Origin of the sequence: Pelomonas sp. Root1217 (assembly GCF_001425705.1) — a bacterium.
Taxonomy (GTDB): Bacteria; Pseudomonadota; Gammaproteobacteria; order Burkholderiales; family Burkholderiaceae_C; genus Pelomonas.
Window position 1 is genome coordinate 211932 of record NZ_LMDC01000027.1, and the last position, 15610, is coordinate 227541.

16 protein-coding genes are annotated in these 15610 nt (G+C 66.3%); 9 read left to right on the forward strand and 7 right to left on the reverse strand.

Going from position 1 to position 15610, the window contains the following annotated elements; all coding sequences use genetic code 11:
- Positions 1-148 precede the first annotated feature (148 nt).
- Complete coding sequence (locus ASC95_RS18675) at positions 149-2503, forward strand: TonB-dependent siderophore receptor (protein ID WP_057299216.1); 2355 nt, start codon at positions 149-151, stop codon at positions 2501-2503.
- 154 nt (positions 2504-2657) lie between these two features.
- On the opposite strand, the gene ASC95_RS18680 is transcribed toward ASC95_RS18675, so the two are convergent.
- Positions 2658-3332, reverse strand: a complete 675-nt coding sequence (locus ASC95_RS18680; RefSeq protein ID WP_057299217.1) for a glycosyltransferase — start codon at positions 3330-3332, stop codon at positions 2658-2660.
- Positions 3333-3520: 188 nt separating this feature from the next.
- Here ASC95_RS18680 and ASC95_RS18685 point away from each other — a divergent pair, with 188 nt between their 5' ends.
- Positions 3521-4123 (forward strand): MarC family protein, encoded by a 603-nt coding sequence (locus ASC95_RS18685; RefSeq protein WP_057299218.1) that lies wholly within the window; start codon positions 3521-3523, stop codon positions 4121-4123.
- A 24-nt stretch (positions 4124-4147) separates the two neighbouring features.
- Here the strand turns inward: ASC95_RS18685 and ASC95_RS31445 are convergent, their stop codons facing one another.
- Positions 4148-4297 carry a hypothetical protein gene (locus ASC95_RS31445; RefSeq protein ID WP_200960168.1) on the reverse strand — a complete coding sequence of 50 codons (150 nt, stop codon included), beginning with the start codon at positions 4295-4297 and terminating at the stop codon, positions 4148-4150.
- 35 nt (positions 4298-4332) lie between these two features.
- Entirely contained in the window at positions 4333-4884 is a 552-nt protein-coding gene (locus ASC95_RS18690; protein ID WP_057299219.1) for a GNAT family N-acetyltransferase, read from the reverse strand.
- 278 nt (positions 4885-5162) lie between these two features.
- On the opposite strand from ASC95_RS18690, the gene aceA reads away from it, so the two are divergent.
- Both aceA and ASC95_RS18700 read left to right on the forward strand, forming a co-directional pair.
- Positions 5163-6461, forward strand: a complete 1299-nt coding sequence (aceA, locus tag ASC95_RS18695; protein WP_057299499.1) for an isocitrate lyase — start codon at positions 5163-5165, stop codon at positions 6459-6461.
- A gap of 118 nt (positions 6462-6579) precedes the next feature.
- Positions 6580-7443, forward strand: coding sequence for a hypothetical protein (locus tag ASC95_RS18700; protein ID WP_057299220.1), 864 nt, complete (start codon positions 6580-6582; stop codon positions 7441-7443).
- Here ASC95_RS18700 and ASC95_RS18705 read toward each other — a convergent pair.
- Positions 7440-8990 carry a methyl-accepting chemotaxis protein gene (locus ASC95_RS18705; protein ID WP_057299221.1) on the reverse strand — a complete coding sequence of 517 codons (1551 nt, stop codon included), beginning with the start codon at positions 8988-8990 and terminating at the stop codon, positions 7440-7442. The two genes, ASC95_RS18700 and ASC95_RS18705, sit on opposite strands and share 4 nt — an antisense overlap.
- A gap of 126 nt (positions 8991-9116) precedes the next feature.
- Positions 9117-10256: an iron-containing alcohol dehydrogenase gene (locus ASC95_RS18710; RefSeq protein WP_057299222.1), complete on the reverse strand. Its 1140-nt coding sequence runs from the start codon at positions 10254-10256 to the stop codon at positions 9117-9119.
- A gap of 58 nt (positions 10257-10314) precedes the next feature.
- Here ASC95_RS18710 and ASC95_RS18715 point away from each other — a divergent pair, with 58 nt between their 5' ends.
- From ASC95_RS18715 to ASC95_RS18735, 5 genes are all read left to right on the forward strand, one after another.
- On the forward strand, positions 10315-12009 hold the full coding sequence (locus ASC95_RS18715) for a S10 family peptidase (RefSeq protein WP_157256395.1): 1695 nt from the start codon (positions 10315-10317) through the stop codon (positions 12007-12009).
- A complete protein-coding gene (locus ASC95_RS18720) occupies positions 12006-12926 on the forward strand; it encodes an alpha/beta hydrolase (protein WP_235537972.1) in 921 nt (306 codons plus the stop codon). Before ASC95_RS18715 ends, ASC95_RS18720 begins: the two co-directional genes overlap by 4 nt.
- Positions 12923-13780, forward strand: coding sequence for a YbgC/FadM family acyl-CoA thioesterase (locus ASC95_RS18725; RefSeq protein ID WP_057299224.1), 858 nt, complete (start codon positions 12923-12925; stop codon positions 13778-13780). The genes ASC95_RS18720 and ASC95_RS18725 overlap by 4 nt, the downstream gene beginning before the upstream one ends.
- Positions 13781-13847: 67 nt before the next feature.
- Positions 13848-14078: an addiction module protein gene (locus tag ASC95_RS18730; RefSeq protein ID WP_057299225.1), complete on the forward strand. Its 231-nt coding sequence runs from the start codon at positions 13848-13850 to the stop codon at positions 14076-14078.
- A complete protein-coding gene (locus ASC95_RS18735) occupies positions 14075-14371 on the forward strand; it encodes a type II toxin-antitoxin system RelE/ParE family toxin (protein WP_157256396.1) in 297 nt (98 codons plus the stop codon). Before ASC95_RS18730 ends, ASC95_RS18735 begins: the two co-directional genes overlap by 4 nt.
- Here ASC95_RS18735 and ASC95_RS18740 read toward each other — a convergent pair.
- Both ASC95_RS18740 and ASC95_RS18745 read right to left on the reverse strand, forming a co-directional pair.
- Positions 14368-14616 (reverse strand): DUF4936 family protein, encoded by a 249-nt coding sequence (locus ASC95_RS18740; RefSeq protein ID WP_162250807.1) that lies wholly within the window; start codon positions 14614-14616, stop codon positions 14368-14370. The genes ASC95_RS18735 and ASC95_RS18740 overlap by 4 nt on opposite strands.
- An 84-nt stretch (positions 14617-14700) precedes the next feature.
- Positions 14701-15579, reverse strand: a complete 879-nt coding sequence (locus ASC95_RS18745; RefSeq protein WP_057299228.1) for a folate-binding protein YgfZ — start codon at positions 15577-15579, stop codon at positions 14701-14703.
- Positions 15580-15610: the final 31 nt, after the last annotated feature.

The window sequence follows — 15610 nt, forward strand, 5'->3', positions numbered from 1 at the left end:
CCTCTCGTTTTCCCGCCCTCGGGTTGCACCGAAGCTTCGTTCGTTTCGTTGGTTTCAAACCTGTCGGCAGGCCACAACACCCGCCCTCGCGACCCTGTTACGAGGGGCAAACTCCGCCGCCATCACAAATCGATCACGGAGTCCTTCTATGCATGCCACCCGCCTGCTGCCGACCGCGCTTGCCGCCGTCACCCTCTTTGCCACCGCCTCAGCCCTGGCTCAGGAAGCCAGCAACCTCGAGCGCGTGACAGTCATCGGCTCCCGCAAGAGCCTGCCCGCCGCGTCCAGCACCGACACGCTGGTGCCCGTCGACATCTATTCGATGAGCAAGATCACCGAGGGCGGGGGTCAATTCGACCTGGCGCAGACGCTGCAATACCTGTCGCCTTCCTTCAACTCGACGCGCCAGACCGGCGCTGACGGTGCCGACCTGATCGACTCCGCTTCGCTGCGTGGCCTGGGCTCGGACCAGACCCTGGTGCTCGTCAACGGCAAGCGCCGCCACACCGTGGCCCTGGTCAACTTGTTCGGCGCGCGCAACCGCGGCACGACCGGCACGGACATGAACTCCCTGCCGCTGCTGGCCATCGACAACGTGCAGGTGCTGCGCGACGGTGCGGCGGCCCAGTACGGTTCGGACGCCATCGCGGGCGTCATCAACATCCAGTTGAAGAAGAAGCAGGGCTGTGAGGCCGTGGCTGGCTTCGGCCAGTATTCAGCGGGTGATGGCAAGAACTATCTCGCCTCGGCCTACTGCGGCGTCAAGATCGCCGACGGCACCCTAGGCGTCACGGGTGAGTGGCAGGACCGTGGCCGCTCCAATCGCGCCGACCCGGGCGATCTGCGCACCATCGGCGACACCCAAGTCAAGAACAAGACCGTTTACCTGAACGGCGAGTTCCCCCTGTCCACCGACAACAAGCTCTACCTGACCGCCGGTGCCCAGAACCGCGATGCGTCCTCTGCGGCCTGGTCGCGGGGCGGCGTCGGTTCCGACGACATCCCCAGCCGCAACTCGGCCGCGATGTATCCGGACGGCTTCGTGCCGTACATCAACGGCGATATCGAGGACCGCTATGTCATCGTCGGCTGGAAGTCGGCCCTCGCTGGCTGGGATACCGACCTGTCCCAGACCTATGGCAGCAACAAGATGCGCTACAACATCAGCCATACGTTGAACGCATCCATTGCCAACAAGGACCTGCTCGCCGGCGGCAAGGGCATCAGTCCGACCAGCTTCGATGCCGGCGGCTTCGGCTTCAGCCAGGCCACGACCAACTTCGACGTGAGCCGCTTCTTTCCGGACCTGCTGGGTGGCAGCAACATCGCGTTCGGCGCCGAGTACCGTCGCGAGAAGTACAACATCGTCGCAGGCGAGCCTGGCTCGTACAACGACGTCGACGGCTTGGGCTTCGGAGGCAACGCTGGCAGCCAGGGCTTCCCGGGCTTCCAGCCGGGCGACGTGACCAACCGCAGTCGCAACAGCCAGGCCCTGTACGCCGATTGGGAGGCCAACCTGACGCAGGCCCTGACCGTGGATGCCGCCGTTCGCGCCGAGCACTACAGCGATTTCGGTTCGTCGACGACGGCCAAGCTCGCCGGCAGCTACAAATTCAACAATGCCTTCCTGCTTCGCGGTGCAGCCAGCACCGGCTTCCGCGCGCCAAGTCTGCAGCAGCTCTACTTCTCGTCCACCATCACGGACTTCATCAACCTGCAACCGGTGGACGTGGTGATTGCCCCCAATGGCAGCACGCTCACCAACGCCGCGGGCGTGCCGGCCCTGAAGCAGGAGAAGTCCACGAACTTCACCGTCGGCTTTACCGTCAAGCCCAGCCAGGACACCGCCCTCACGGCCGACCTCTACCAGATCAAGATCAAGGACCGCATCGTGCTGTCCGGTCGCGTGGATTCCAGCGACCCGAACCTGGGCCCCATCCTGCAAGGCCTGGGCGTGGGCCAGGCGCAGTTCTTTGTGAACTCAGTCGACACCCGCACGCGTGGCCTGGACCTGACGGCCTCGACCCGCAGCAAGCTGGGTGCAGGCTCGCTGAACACCTTCCTGGCCTTGAACCTCAGCCGGACCACTGTCACGAAGATCCACGTGCCGTCCACGCTGAAGATCGAGCCCGACGTGCTCCTGTCAGAGCGTGAGCGCCTGTTCATCGAAGAGGCCGGCCCGCGCGCCAAGGCCACGCTGGGCTTCGAATACAGCCAGGGTGCCTGGACGGGCGAGGCCAAGATCATCCACTTCGGCAGCCAGACCCAAGGCACATTCAATGTCGGCGAATATTTGCACTACAAGCCCAAGACCTCCATGGATCTGGGCATGAGCTGGCAGGCCACGCCGGCCTTGAAGTTCAGCTTGGGCGGCAACAACGTCTTCAACGTCAAGCCGACTCGGCAGGATTCGGGCCAAACCGACAACGGCTTCTACTACGACAGCGTGCAGTTCGGCCTGAATGGCGCGTCCTACTTCGCGCGCGCGTACTACAAGTTCTGAGCCCGGACAAAGCACGGTACCCGCGGGCTGTGCAAAGCCTGCGACGGCCCGCCGACATGCAAGTCGGCGGGCATGATCGTGCAATCTTTGCCTGGGGACCTGCATCGAGGAGCAACTGCCGTTCAGGCCCGTTGTGGACTGGGCGCCGCCCGCCTCAGTCGCCCCATTTGGCGAGGTATTTGTCGTAGTTTTCCTGCCAGTCGGGCGAGCCTGCACGGCCGCTGCTTTGGTGAGTGATGGCGATAGGCCACGTGGCCAGCCACAGCCCGGCCTGACGGGCACTGCGGCAAAAGTCCATGTCGTAAAAGTGGAAGTCGAAGCGCTCGTCAAAACGAACTTGTCGTTCCCTGAGCAGGTCGCGCCGGGTGGCGAGCAACACGCCGTCCAACAGCTCGCAGCTGGCCGGCACCGGCCCGAAGTGGGCGACCTTGCCGAAAGCCTGCTGCCCGTGGCAGACCGCGCCGCTGAGGTGCTCCGCGGCATCCCATTCGAAACGCGGGGTCGGAAAGGCCCAAGAAGGCTGCCCCGGCACGCGGCGGCGGTTGCCCGCCACGCCGATGATGTCGACCGCGTTCACGGCCGCCGACACATGCTCGAAGAAGAAATGGTCGTCCAGCCAGACGTCGTCGTGGATGAAGACCAGGATCGCCTCGGCGTCGGCGGCGTCGATGCGTTCGTTGTAGACCGATGGCAAACCCCGGCGGTTCTCGAAGGCGATGCGGGGTTTCAGTCGGTGGTCATGCGAGATGCGCTGCAACGACAGACCCAGTGCCGAGCGGTTCCAGAAGTCGTCAGAGGTCAGGCGCGTCGCGCAAATCAGATCCATCATGCGTCGTGAATCCAGGTGAACCTGTTGTCGTTGGCGAAGCGGCGTAGTCTAGCGATGGCCTTCGGGCTCCTGAGGCGCGAGGCTCGTCGCTGACGTAGTGCTGCGCGGGAAGCGCCTGGCGTGCTTTGTGCCCGCGCTGTTGCGCCGCGTGCCAGCCTTTTCGGCAGGGCGGCGGGGACAATGGTCCGATGGACCACAGCTTCCTCTCCGCCCTGATCCTGCTGCTGCTGGTGCTCGACCCGCTCGGCAGCCTGCCCGTCTTCATTCCCATCATGCGTGCGGTGCCCAAGGAACGGCGCACGCGCGTGGCGCTGCGCGAGGTGGGCATCGCCTTCTGCGTGCTGTTCGCCTTCATGTTCCTGGGCGACAGCTTCCTGCAGGTCATGCACCTGTCGGAGCGCTCGCTGGAGGTGGCCGGTGGCGTCATCCTGGTGATCATTGCCATCCGCATGATCTTCGGCAGCTCGGGCGAATCGGCCTATGGCCTGGAGCCCGGCAAGGAGCCGCTGATCTTTCCGCTGGCCGTGCCGCTGCTGGCCGGTCCCTCGGCCATGGCCACGGTGCTGCTGCTGGCATCCCGCCAGCCGGACCGCATCTACGAATGGATCGGTGCGCTCAGTGCGGCACTGCTGGTTTCGGGCCTCGTGCTCGTGCTGGCAGACCGCATCCGCAAGCTGCTCGGCGACTCGGTGGTGTCGGCCATCGAGAAGCTGATGGGCCTGGTGCTGACCGCGATCGCGGTCGAGATGGTGCTGGCCGGCCTGAAGCGCTACTTCGTCGGCGGTTTGTAGTCCGCGGCCGGCCAGTGTCTGGCCTTACTTGCTCTTCAGCTTGGCTTCCTTGCCCTTGGGCAGGACGGCCGTCATCGGTGGCACCGGGCGATCCGAGCCCGCCGCCTTGCCGGGGCCCGTGTCCTTCTTGGGTTTCTTCGTCATCTTGTTGCCGCGTTGTTCGGTGTTGGCCATAGGTCCTCCGTGCAGAGTGATTGCGAGAAACCGAACTATGCCTCAGCGTCGTAGCGTGTTTTAGCTGGGCTTACCGCCCATTGCGCTGAAGTGATGTCGTAGCGCTTGCAGTCCATGTCATACCAGCGGCCGTTGCCGGTGAAGGTCATGCCCAGGCGCTCCATGACGGTGGAGGAGGGCGTGTTCTCGGGCTGGCAGACGGCGCAGATCAACTCCGGCTTGAGCGTCTTGAACGCCCAGCCGACCATGTGGCGGGCGGCTTCGCTGGCATAGCCCTGGCCCCACGCGTCCTGGCGCAGCCGCCAGCCTGTTTCCAACGGCCCGGCCGGATCACGGTTCAGGTGCTGGATGCAACCGGTGCCGATCAGGTCACCGTTGTCCTGGCGGACGAAACCCCACCAGGAATAGCCGAACTCGGCCCAGCGGGCCTTCACGCGGTCGATCATGGACTGCGTGTCCTCCGGCGTATCGGGCCGGCCGGTGATGTAGCGCATGACGACCGGGTCACTGTTCAGCCGGTGCAGGGCATCGAAATGGCTGTCGTTCAGCGGCTCCAGGCGCAGCCGAGGCGTCAACAAGAGGGTCATGGCATCGAAACTGGAAGGATCACGGTTGGGTGCATTCTGAAGCGGCGCGTTCTCACGATTCGAAAGTCACTTTTCAAATCATGAAAAGTACCCATGCTGCACTGCCGCATGATTTCTCATTATGGTGAATTGCATTTCTTGATTTGAAAATGAAAATCTAACTAGCTGTTTTTAAAAGAGAAAGTTTTTTGTCTTATATAAGACTAGTGGCTTCACAACGAAGGGCCCAAGGCCTAGTCTTGCGTTATCGGTTTTCGATGTTCAGCAAGGAGCTTTTCATGACCCGCCTCACCCGTGACCAACAGATCGCCGCCCTGGAAAAAGACTGGGCCGAGAACCCCCGTTGGAAGGGCATCACCCGCGGCTACAACGCTGCCGACGTCGTGCGCCTGCGCGGCTCCATCGAGATCGAACACACGCTGGCCAAGCGCGGTGCCGAGAAGCTCTGGGGCCTGGTGAACACCGAGCCCTTCGTCAATGCCCTGGGCGCCCTGACCGGCAACCAGGCCATGCAGCAGGTCAAGGCCGGCCTGAAGGCCATCTACCTGTCCGGCTGGCAAGTCGCCGGCGACGCCAACAGCAACGGCGAGATGTACCCCGACCAGTCGCTGTACTCGGTGGACTCGGTGCCCAAGGTCGTCAAGAAGATCAACGCCACCTTCCAGCGCGCCGACCAGATCCAGTGGAGCGAAGGCAAGGACGACATCGACTTCTTCGCCCCCATCGTGGCCGACGCCGAAGCGGGCTTTGGCGGCGTGCTGAACGCCTTCGAGCTGATGAAGGCCATGATCGAAGCCGGCGCCGCCGGCGTCCATTTCGAAGACCAACTGGCCAGCGCCAAGAAGTGCGGCCACATGGGCGGCAAGGTGCTCGTGCCCACCCGTGAAGCCGTGGCCAAGCTCGTCGCCGCCCGCCTGGCTGCCGACGTCATGGGCACGCCCACGCTGCTGGTCGCCCGTACCGACGCCGAAGCCGGCGACCTCGTCACCGCCGACATCGACGACAACGACAAGCCGTTCTGCACCGGCGAGCGCACCGTCGAAGGCTTCTACCGTACCCGCAACGGCCTGGACCAGGCCATCAGCCGCGGCCTGGCGTACGCGCCCTATGCCGACCTGATCTGGTGCGAGACCGGCAAGCCCGACCTGGCCTTCGCCAAGGCCTTCGCCGACGCCATCCATGCCAAGTTCCCCGGCAAGCTGCTGGCCTACAACTGCTCGCCGAGCTTCAACTGGAAGAAGAATCTCGACGACGCGACCATCGCCAAGTTCCAGCGCGAACTGGGTGCCCTGGGCTACAAGTTCCAGTTCATCACGCTGGCCGGCTTCCACAGCCTGAACTACTCGATGTTCGAGCTGGCCCATGGCTACGCCCGCCACCAGATGAGCGCCTTCGTCGAACTGCAGGAGAAGGAATTCGCCGCCGCCGAGAAGGGCTTCACCGCTGTCAAGCACCAGCGCGAAGTCGGCACCGGCTACTTCGACGCCGTCACGACGACCATCGAGGCCAACGCTTCCACGGCCGCGCTGAAGGGCTCGACGGAAGACGAGCAGTTCTTCGATGCCAAGCACGGTTAAATCAGTCGGCTTCAACTCCTGACTTTTGTGGCCCGCTTCGGCGGGCCTTTTTTATGGCGTTGTGAGTGTTTGCCCGGTCGTCACGGTCGTGTCATATTCATGTCAAACACTCGTGCCCATGAACAGCACAACGACAACAACAAAGTTCAGCCTCGCACATCGTCTGGGCGCCTGGGTCGGCCGGCGACGCGAGGCCCGATTCCGTCAGGCGCTGCGCCGCCAGTGCCCGCCGGCCACGCTGGCGGCAGAGCAGATCCCGCCCGCGGTTCGCGCGGCCTGGATGCGGCAAGCCCCCGATGACTTTCCCGGCCTTGCCGTCGATGACGCGGCTTGGTTGCGTTGCTCCACAGGCTTGGCCCAGTTCTTCGAGGCCTGCCGGCTGCAGCAGGCTCAGGGGCCGTGCGCCTTGCCCAGCAAGGCGGCGGATTCGGTGTGGCATGTCTGGCTGCAAACGGATGCCGCCGGCCTGGCTGCCTGGCAGCAACGCTACTTCGGCCAGCACGTCGAACACCGCGAAGCCGAGGCATTGGGCGCGCCTCTGGATGAATGCCTTGCCCGCGCCTGGGCCGGCGCCTGCCGCAGCGAAGGGCGCAGCCCGATCGCGCAGCGGCTGCCCTTCTTGTTCGCGCTCGACGGCCTGATGCGCCTGCCCACCGGCTGGGCCTATGGTCATGAGCGCGGTGTGCTGGTGCACCGCCAGATCGACGGCTTTGGTCAGTTCAGCGGCAGCTCGACGGCTCATGCCGCTGTCGGTGCTGCCGGCTTGGCGGGCCTGGGGCTGCTCAGTGCCTCAGAGGCCCAGGCGACGCAGCGCCGCCGTGATGACAGCGGCAGCGGCGATGGCGGCTTCAGCTGGGGCTACAGCTTCAGCGATGGCGGCAGCAGCGACTGTGGCAGCAGCGATGGCGGTGGTGCCAGCTGTGACGGCGGTGGCGGTAGCAGCTGCGGCGGCTCGGGCTGCGGAGGCGGCGGAGGCAGTTAGCGCCGCGCGACCTGGAAGGTGCCGACCGCGCCGTTCAGCGTCGTTGCCTGCTCGCGCAGGCTCTCGGCCGCGGCGGTCGATTCCTCCACCAGCGCGGCGTTCTGCTGCGTGACCTGGTCGAGCTGGGCAATCGCGCTATTGACCTGGGCGATGCCGTCGGACTGCTCGGCCGTGGCGGTCGTGATCTCGCCCATGATGTCCTTGACGCGTTGCACGGCGCCCACGAGTTCGCCCATCGTCTTGCCCGCCTCGGCCACCAGCCGCGAGCCCGCTTCCACGCGCTCGACACTGCTGCCGATCAGGCTCTTGATCTCCTTGGCCGCATCCGCCGAGCGGCCGGCCAGCGAGCGTACTTCGCTGGCGACAACCGCAAAGCCGCGCCCCTGTTCACCGGCTCGGGCCGCCTCGACGGCCGCGTTCAGCGCCAGGATGTTGGTCTGGAAGGCGATGCCATCAATGACGCTGATGATGTCGGCGATCTTGCGCGAGCTGGCATTGATCTCGTCCATGGTGTGCACGACCTGGCCGACCACCTCGCCGCCCCGCTGAGCCACGTTGGCGGCCGAGACCGCCAGCGAATTCGCCTGGCCGGCCGACGCCGCGGACTGCTGCACCGTGCCGGTGAGTTCCTCCATCGCGCTGGCCGTCTGCTCCAGGCTGGAGGCTGCCTTTTCCGTGCGGGCGCTCAGGTCCTGGTTGCCGCTGGCGATCTCGGCGGAAGCCGTGCCGATCGACTCGGCCGAATCACGGATGCTGCCAATCGTCTGCGCCAGCGTTTCGCGCATGCGGCGCAGCGTCGTCTGCAGCTGGCCGATTTCGTCGGAACTCGCGATCTGCCCCGCGCCCGAGCGCATCAGGTTGCCGTCCGCCACGCGCTCGGCCAGTTCGTTGGCTGCCGCCAGCGGCAGCGTGATGCTGCGCGTGATGGTCCAGGCCGCGGCCACACCCAGGCCCAGCATGGCAATACCGAAACCCAGCAACAGCAAGCGGCCGTTGCTGTTGGCGGTATCGATGCCGGCGGCGGTCTGGTCGATGGCCTTGCGCTGGTAGTCCAGAAAGTCCTGCATCTTGGCCAGATAGACCTTGGAGCCGGGCACGAAGACATCCATCAGCAGCTTGTCGGCCGCCTCGGCTTGGCCGTCCTTCTTGAGCTTGACGATCGTGTCGCGTGAATCGATGTAGATCTTGCGCGCCTTGCCGACTTCGTCGAACAGCACCTGCTCCTCGGGCGAGCGGATCAGCGCCTTCAGCTTGTCCTGCATCTCGCTGGACGACTTGGTGGATTGCGCCTGATCCTCCTTGAACAACTCCACCAGCGAGGCGTCAGAACTCTTGGCGATGGCCATGGTGCGGCGCACGCCCGAGTTGATGTTGCGGTTCCAGTCCGCAATCAGCCGCTCCTTGGTCAGCGGCTCGTCCATCATCTGGCGCGTCGCCGCGGCCGTCGAGGCCAGGCGCCACGAAGCCAGCGCAATCACGCAGGCGGCCAATGCCAGCACCAGAGCAAAGCCGGCGGCCAGGCGCTTGCCGATGGAAAGCTTGTTCATGAGGTCTCCAGTCTTTTCATCTCTACGCCGCGCGGGCGCGGGCAATAGGGAATGCTAGTGCGGGTTACAAGCCGTGTCGGCCGCAAACTGGGACTTCGGTCACGCTGCCCGCGATGAAAACGATGTTCAGCGCGATGCCGCGAGCAGTCCCCGGTACTCCTCGGCGCTCGCAATGCGCGGGTTGGTCTTATGGCAGTGATCGACAAGGGCGCGTTCGATGATGCGGTCGTCCAGCTCGGGGCCGACCTCCATGGCCGCGAGCCCGCTGGGCAGGCCCAGGCGCGTGTTCAACGCGCTGATGGCATCGGCCACCGCGTCGGCGCCGCTGCCGGCCAGCCCCATCGCCTGGGCCAGCCTTTCGATGCGCCGCTCGCGCCGCACACTGTCGGCCTCGGCATTGAAGCGGACCACGGCCGGCAGGAAGACCGCGTTCAGCGTGCCGTGATGCAGGCGCGGATTCAGCCCGCCCAGTGCATGGCTCAGCGAGTGCACCGCGCCCAGTCCCTTCTGGAAAGCCATCGCACCATGCACGCTGGCGCACATCATGTCCATGCGCGCATCCCGGTCCTGGCCGTCACTCGTGGCGCGTTCGATGGATTGCCAGCCCCGGCGCAGCCCTTCCAGCGCGATGCCGTCGGCCGGCGGATTGAAGGCCGGTGCGAGGAAGGTTTCGATGCAGTGGGCAATGGCGTCCATGCCGGTCGCAGCCGTCAGGCCGGGCGGCAGTTTCAGGGTCAGCGCCGGGTCGCAGATGGCCGCCTTGGGCAGCAGCTCCCAGTTGTGGAAGCCCAGCTTGCGGCCGTCGTCGACGATGATGATGGCGCCGCGGGCCACCTCGCTGCCAGTGCCCGCCGTCGTCGGCACGGCGATCAGCGGCAGCACCTTGGGGCTGATGCGCCCGGCGCCGCCTTCGATGGTCGCGTAATGCGTCAGCGGGCCCTCGTGCGTGGCGGCGATGGCCACACCCTTGGCCAGGTCCATGCTGGAGCCGCCGCCGATGGCGATCAGGCCATCGCAGTCGAACTCCTGGGCCATCTGCACCGCCAGCCGCACGGCCGCCTCGGTCGGGTTGGCGGGGGTGCGGTCGAACACGGGAGGCTTGACGTCGAAGGCTGCCAGCGCCTCGTCCAGCACGCCGGCTGCGCGCACGCCAGCGTCGGTGACGACGAGCGGGCGGCGGATGCCGATGCGCTCGCACTCGGCCGGCAGCAGGCGGCTGGCGCCGAACTCAAGCTCGATGCGGGTCAGGTAGAGGATCTGGGCCACGGCGCACTCCCTGCAATGTCTTTGCGCATCCTAGTCCGGCGTGTCTAGACTCGCCGTCATGCGCGCGACTTCACTGCCCCTGCTGCTCCTGGTCCTGCTCGCGGCCTGCGGGGGCGGAGGCGGGGGCTCGGCCCCAACGCCGACGCCGCCTGTCGACAACCAGCCGGGGCTGACCGACACGACGGTCTATTCCTCGGCGGCCGATGCTTCGCTGTCGGGCGCCGTCGAGGCCGCCGCCGTCAGCACCCAGACGCTCACGGCCAACGGCCAGACGCTGAGCTACACCGCCACCGCCGGCCACCTGATCGCGCGCGACGCCACTGGCGCCGCCGAAGCCTCGGTCTTCTACGTCGCCTACACCCTGCCCGGTGCCGATGTGGCGACCCGCCCCGTCACCTTCTTTTACAACGGCGGCCCAGGGTCGGCCTCGGTCTGGTTGCAGCTGGGCAGCTTTGGGCCCAGGCGGCTTGTGACCAGCGCACCCGACACGACGGCGGCGCGGCCTTTCCCGATGATCGACAACGCCGAGCACCTGCTGGGCCAAACCGACCTCGTCTTCATCAACGCAGTGGGCAGCGGCTACTCCCAGGCCATCGCGCCCTTCACCAACCGCAGCTTCTGGGGTGTGGATGCCGACGCGGCGCTGTTCCGCGACGCCATCCAGCGCTACCTGGCTGCCAACAACCGCGCCGCCTCGCCCAAATACCTCTACGGCGAAAGCTACGGCGGCCCGCGTACGGCCGTGCTCGCGCGCCAGTTGCAGGAGGCCGGCGTCATGCTCGACGGGCTGGTGCTGCAGTCCCCGGCGATGGACTACAACAGCAATTGCGGCATCACTAACGGGCAGGGCTGCGGCGGCTATCTGCCCAGCTTCGCCGCCGTCGGCGCCTTCCACCGCCTCACCCAACCGGTGCCGGCCGATCTCGATACCTGGGCGGCGCAAGCGCGTGTCTATGCTGACCAGGTTTACGCGCCGGCCCTGCAGGCCTGGCTGGCCAATGCGCCGACACCGTCGATCTGGCAGCCCCTGGCCGACCTGACCGGCCTGCCCGCGACGCAATGGCAGACCAGCCTGAACGTGTCGGCCGACAACTTCCGGGTCTGGCTGATCTCCGGCCAGCAACTTGGCCGCTACGACGGCCGCATGAAGGCAGCCATCGGCAGCCAGCTCGCTTCCGAGGGCGATGTATCCAGCACCTGGATCGGCAGCAGCTTCGCCACCGGCATCGCCACGCATCTGCGCGACCAGCTCGGCTACCGCAACAGTTCCACCTATGTCGTGCTGAGCAACGCCATCAACTTCTGGAACTTCAGCCACGCCGGCCGGCCCTTGCCGGACACCTTGCCCGACCTCTCGGTGGCCCTGGCTCAGAACGCCCGCCTGCGCGTGCTCGCCGTCAGCGGTTATCACGACCTGGCCACACCTTTTCATCTGACCGAGACCGACCTGGGGCGCGTCGATGCCAGCCGCGTGAAGATCCGCAACTACGCTGGCGGCCACATGAGCTATCTCGACGATGCGACCCGTGTTGCTCAGCTCGCCGACCTCAAGGCCTTCTACGCGAACACGCTGGCCCTGCGTGCCGCGGCCGACCTCGGACCCGAACGACGAGCGTTGCAGGCTCGGCCCTTCGTGATGGTGGATCGCGCCGGTACGCCGCAGCAGCCGGGCAGCGTGGCGCCAACGAGCGAAAGCGCCTTCCAAGCCCCGCTGCGAGACCCCTGGGTGCCGCCGACAATGCGGGCCCGATGACGACGCCCCTTACCCCACGCATGGCCGAACTGCTGACGCGCATCCAGCGCGCCAAGCGGCCGCCGTTCCACTCGCTGACGCCGCGAGAGGCCCGGCTGGCCTATCGCATGGGCGCAGAGATCCTGGACCTGCCGCGCGCGCCCTTGGCCCGCGTTGAAGATCTGGAGGTAGCCGGCCGGCCCTCACGTCTGTACGCGCCAAGCGCCGACAAGTTGCCCGTGCTGCTGTATCTGCACGGCGGCGGCTTCACGATTGGCGACCTGGAGACGCATGACAGCCTGTGCCGCCAGCTCAGCAACCGCAGCGGCGCGGCCGTGCTGGCGCTGGACTACCGCCTGGCGCCTGAGCACCGTTTTCCGGCCGCTGTCGACGATGCCTGGGCCGGCCTGGCCTGGCTGCATGAGCGGGCGGCGACGCTCGGCCTGGACGGCAACCGGCTGGGCGTCGGCGGCGACAGCGCCGGCGGCACGCTGGCGGCCAGCACAGCCTTCTTCGCCCGCGAGCGGGGCTTGCCGCTTGCATTGCAGTTGCTGATCACGCCTGGCACGGACAGCCACATGAACCACGACTCGCATCGACGCTTCGCCGAGGGCTACCTGCTCGACGCGGCGAGCATCGAGTGGTTCTTCAGCCACTACATCGACGCCGACCAGCGTAGCGACTGGCGCTTTGCGCCGCTGCATGCCGACGATCATGCCGACCTCGCACCCGCAGCCGTGCTGCTGGCCGAGGCCGACCCGCTGGTGGATGAAGGCCTGGCCTATGCCGACGTGCTGCGTGCGGCCGGCGTGCCGGTGCAATTGGAGCTCGCACGTGGCGTGACCCACGACTTCATCAAGATGGGCCGCAGCCTGCCCGAGGCCCTGACGGCCCTGGACTTCTGCGCGTCTGCAATCAGGGAGCATCTGCAACCATGAAACGCCAGGACTTCCGCTTTTTCGAACCGCTGCGCGTGCGCTGGGCCGAGATCGACGCCCAGGGCATCGTCTTCAACGGCCACTACCTGACCTATATGGACACGGCCATCAGCGGCTATTGGCGAGCCCTGGCGCTGCCCTATGCCGACACGATGAAGATGCTGGGCGGCGATCTGTTCGTGCGCCGGGCGGCGCTGGACTATCTCGCCTCCGCCCGCTATGACGACCGCCTGGACATCGGCGTGCGCTGCCGCGAGTTCGGCAACAGCTCAATGAAGGTCGACGGCGCCTTCTTCCGCGGCGACCAGCTGCTGGTGCAAGCCGACATGATCTACGTCTTTGCCGACCCGGTCGCGCAGACGCCGCAGCGCCTGCCCGATTCACTGCGCGACGTCATCCATGGCTTCGAGGCCGGCCAGAGCGTCATCGACGTCAGCGTCGGCGCCTGGAGCGAGCACGGCGAAGCCGCCGGCGCCATCCGCCGCCAGGTCTTCATCGAGGAGCAGGGTATCCCGGCCGACATGGAATGGGACGCCGCCGACGCCAGCTGCCTGCACGCGCTGGCGCGCAACCGCTTCGGCGTGCCGCTGGCGACGGGTCGCATGCTGGAGCATGTGCCCGGCGTGGCCAAGATCGGCCGCATGGCCGTGCTGCGCGCCATGCGCGGCACGCAGATCGGCCGCCAGGTGCTGGACGCGCTGATGGCCGAGGCCAGAAAGCAGGGCTACCGCGAGGTGCTGCTGCATGCGCAGCTGTCTGCCGAGAACTTTTATCTGCGGGCTGGGTTCCAGCGGCGCGGCCAGCCTTTTGAGGAGGCCGGGATTGGGCATGTGGAAATGGTGCGTGGGCTGTGAGGACATCTTGCCGACCGCGCGAGACAATGTCGGTATCCGCTGATCCACAGTAACGCCGGAGGACGCCATGCCCGATCCCGTTGCAGAACTGGCCGAGCAAGGCCGCAACCTGTCTCCCGAAGACCGGGTGCGCCTGCTCGACTTGTTGCTGGAATCACTCCAACCCAAGTCCACGCCACTCGGTGAGGAGGCCTGGACACAGGAAATTGAACGGCGTGTCGCCGCACACGAGCGGGGCGAAGGCGTCCTTCATGAGCTGGACGACGTGATGGCCGAAGCTCGAAGAATCGCGCCTTGAAACCGTTGCGCCTGCGCGATGAGGCACGTGCCGAACTGCTGCGCGAAACGGCGTATTACGAAAGCAAGCGCGAGGGTACGGGCAAGCGATTCCGTGAATCGGTCGCTGCGTCGTTCGACTTGATCCGCCGTTTCCCGTCGGGCGGCGCGCCCGGGCCAGCGTCGACACGACGCACCAAAGTCAAGGGTTTTCCGTTCACTGTGATCTACCGTGACGAGCCGGCTGCAGTCATCGTGTTCGCCATCGCGCCCGACCGGTACCAGCCTGGATACTGGCTGCCGAGGACTGACTAACCCAGCATCTCGAACCGCTCGACGGTGCGTTCGCTCGCCAGCCACTCGGCCACCGCCGCCGCCACCTGCGGCTCGCGGTGGGTCCAGCCTTCCGGGTAGATCTCCATCCATGTCCACCGCCCATCGGCGTCCGGCTCAGGGCGCTGTAGCAACTCGATGGGTGCTTCGACGCGCGCCTTGCGGAAGGCGATGAGGGCGTCATCGACATGTTCCGCGGCGACGCGGTAATAGACGTACAAAAGCATGACGGCATCATGCCAGCCGCCCTGCATGGCGTCTGTCCTTCGTCCGGCGTCGGACAAGCCGCAGGGCTTGTCCTCGGTCCGGTCTCAGTCTTGTGGCGGGATCTCGTAGGGCAAAGGGCGCGGCTGCAGCGTGGTGCCGGTCGCGCTGCCCAGGTGCAGGCTGCCGCCTTCCAGTGCCGCGAGCTTGATCTCGGCGGCAATGGCGGTCCGTCCGCCCTTGGACCCGCTGCCCGCAACGACGCCAGCGGGTTGTTCCGGATCGGCGCTGTTGAAGATCTCCTGGCCGACCGTGGCGGCCGTATCCGTCTCGAAGACCTGCAACCGCCGCTTCAGCGTGCCGCGGTACTGGCTGCGCGCGACGATCTCCTGGCCGGGGTAGCAGCCCTTCTTGAAGTTCACACCGCCCAGCACCTCGAAATTGATCATCTGCGGCACAAAGGCCTCGACGGTGGCGCCGCGCACCCAGGCCATGCCGGCCTCGGCTTCGGCGAACGCCCAGTCATCGGCCGTGAGAGCTGCACCCGCCGGTGCAGGCGCATCCGCCGGCTGCACGCGCAGCGCGCGACCCGAGCCGGGCAGGGCGATCTGCACCGCGTCGCCGTCGTGCGCGAGCGTCCAGGCTTCTGCGGCCGGCGCCCCCAGCATTCCGTAGACCGCAAACTCCGCGCTCGCGTCGCTGAGCTTGCATTTGGCGCGCATGACGAACATGGACAGGCGCTTGAGCGTCGCCGCCAATGTCTCGGCCGGCAAAGCCAGCAGGATCTCTTCATCGCCGCCGCGCCAGCCCACCATCGTCGCCAGCAGCCGGCCCTTGGCCGTGCAGAAACCAGCAAGGCGGGCGTGGTCGCGGTCGAGCAGGGCGAAGTCCTGGGTCAGCTGGCTGTGCAGGAAGCTGGCGGCGTCAGCACCCTGGGCGCGGATCACGCCCCAGTCGCTGAGTCGGAGTTGGGTGGGTTCAGGCATGCCGCAATTATCATCAGCCCTCTTTGGGCAG

What these genes read in the sequence shown, in the direction of transcription:
- ASC95_RS18675 (WP_057299216.1), top strand. Translation starts at nt 149, where the DNA reads ATGCATGCCACCCGCCTGCTGCCGACCGCGCTTGCCGCCGTCACCCTC.
- ASC95_RS18680 (WP_057299217.1), bottom strand. Translation starts at nt 3,332, where the DNA reads ATGATGGATCTGATTTGCGCGACGCGCCTGACCTCTGACGACTTCTGG.
- ASC95_RS18685 (WP_057299218.1), top strand. Translation starts at nt 3,521, where the DNA reads ATGGACCACAGCTTCCTCTCCGCCCTGATCCTGCTGCTGCTGGTGCTC.
- ASC95_RS31445 (WP_200960168.1), bottom strand. Translation starts at nt 4,297, where the DNA reads ATGGCCAACACCGAACAACGCGGCAACAAGATGACGAAGAAACCCAAG.
- ASC95_RS18690 (WP_057299219.1), bottom strand. Translation starts at nt 4,884, where the DNA reads ATGACCCTCTTGTTGACGCCTCGGCTGCGCCTGGAGCCGCTGAACGAC.
- aceA (WP_057299499.1), top strand. Translation starts at nt 5,163, where the DNA reads ATGACCCGCCTCACCCGTGACCAACAGATCGCCGCCCTGGAAAAAGAC.
- ASC95_RS18700 (WP_057299220.1), top strand. Translation starts at nt 6,580, where the DNA reads ATGAACAGCACAACGACAACAACAAAGTTCAGCCTCGCACATCGTCTG.
- ASC95_RS18705 (WP_057299221.1), bottom strand. Translation starts at nt 8,990, where the DNA reads ATGAACAAGCTTTCCATCGGCAAGCGCCTGGCCGCCGGCTTTGCTCTG.
- ASC95_RS18715 (WP_157256395.1), top strand. Translation starts at nt 10,315, where the DNA reads ATGCGCGCGACTTCACTGCCCCTGCTGCTCCTGGTCCTGCTCGCGGCC.
- ASC95_RS18720 (WP_235537972.1), top strand. Translation starts at nt 12,006, where the DNA reads ATGACGACGCCCCTTACCCCACGCATGGCCGAACTGCTGACGCGCATC.
- ASC95_RS18725 (WP_057299224.1), top strand. Translation starts at nt 12,923, where the DNA reads ATGAAACGCCAGGACTTCCGCTTTTTCGAACCGCTGCGCGTGCGCTGG.
- ASC95_RS18730 (WP_057299225.1), top strand. Translation starts at nt 13,848, where the DNA reads ATGCCCGATCCCGTTGCAGAACTGGCCGAGCAAGGCCGCAACCTGTCT.
- ASC95_RS18740 (WP_162250807.1), bottom strand. Translation starts at nt 14,616, where the DNA reads ATGCTTTTGTACGTCTATTACCGCGTCGCCGCGGAACATGTCGATGAC.
- ASC95_RS18745 (WP_057299228.1), bottom strand. Translation starts at nt 15,579, where the DNA reads ATGCCTGAACCCACCCAACTCCGACTCAGCGACTGGGGCGTGATCCGC.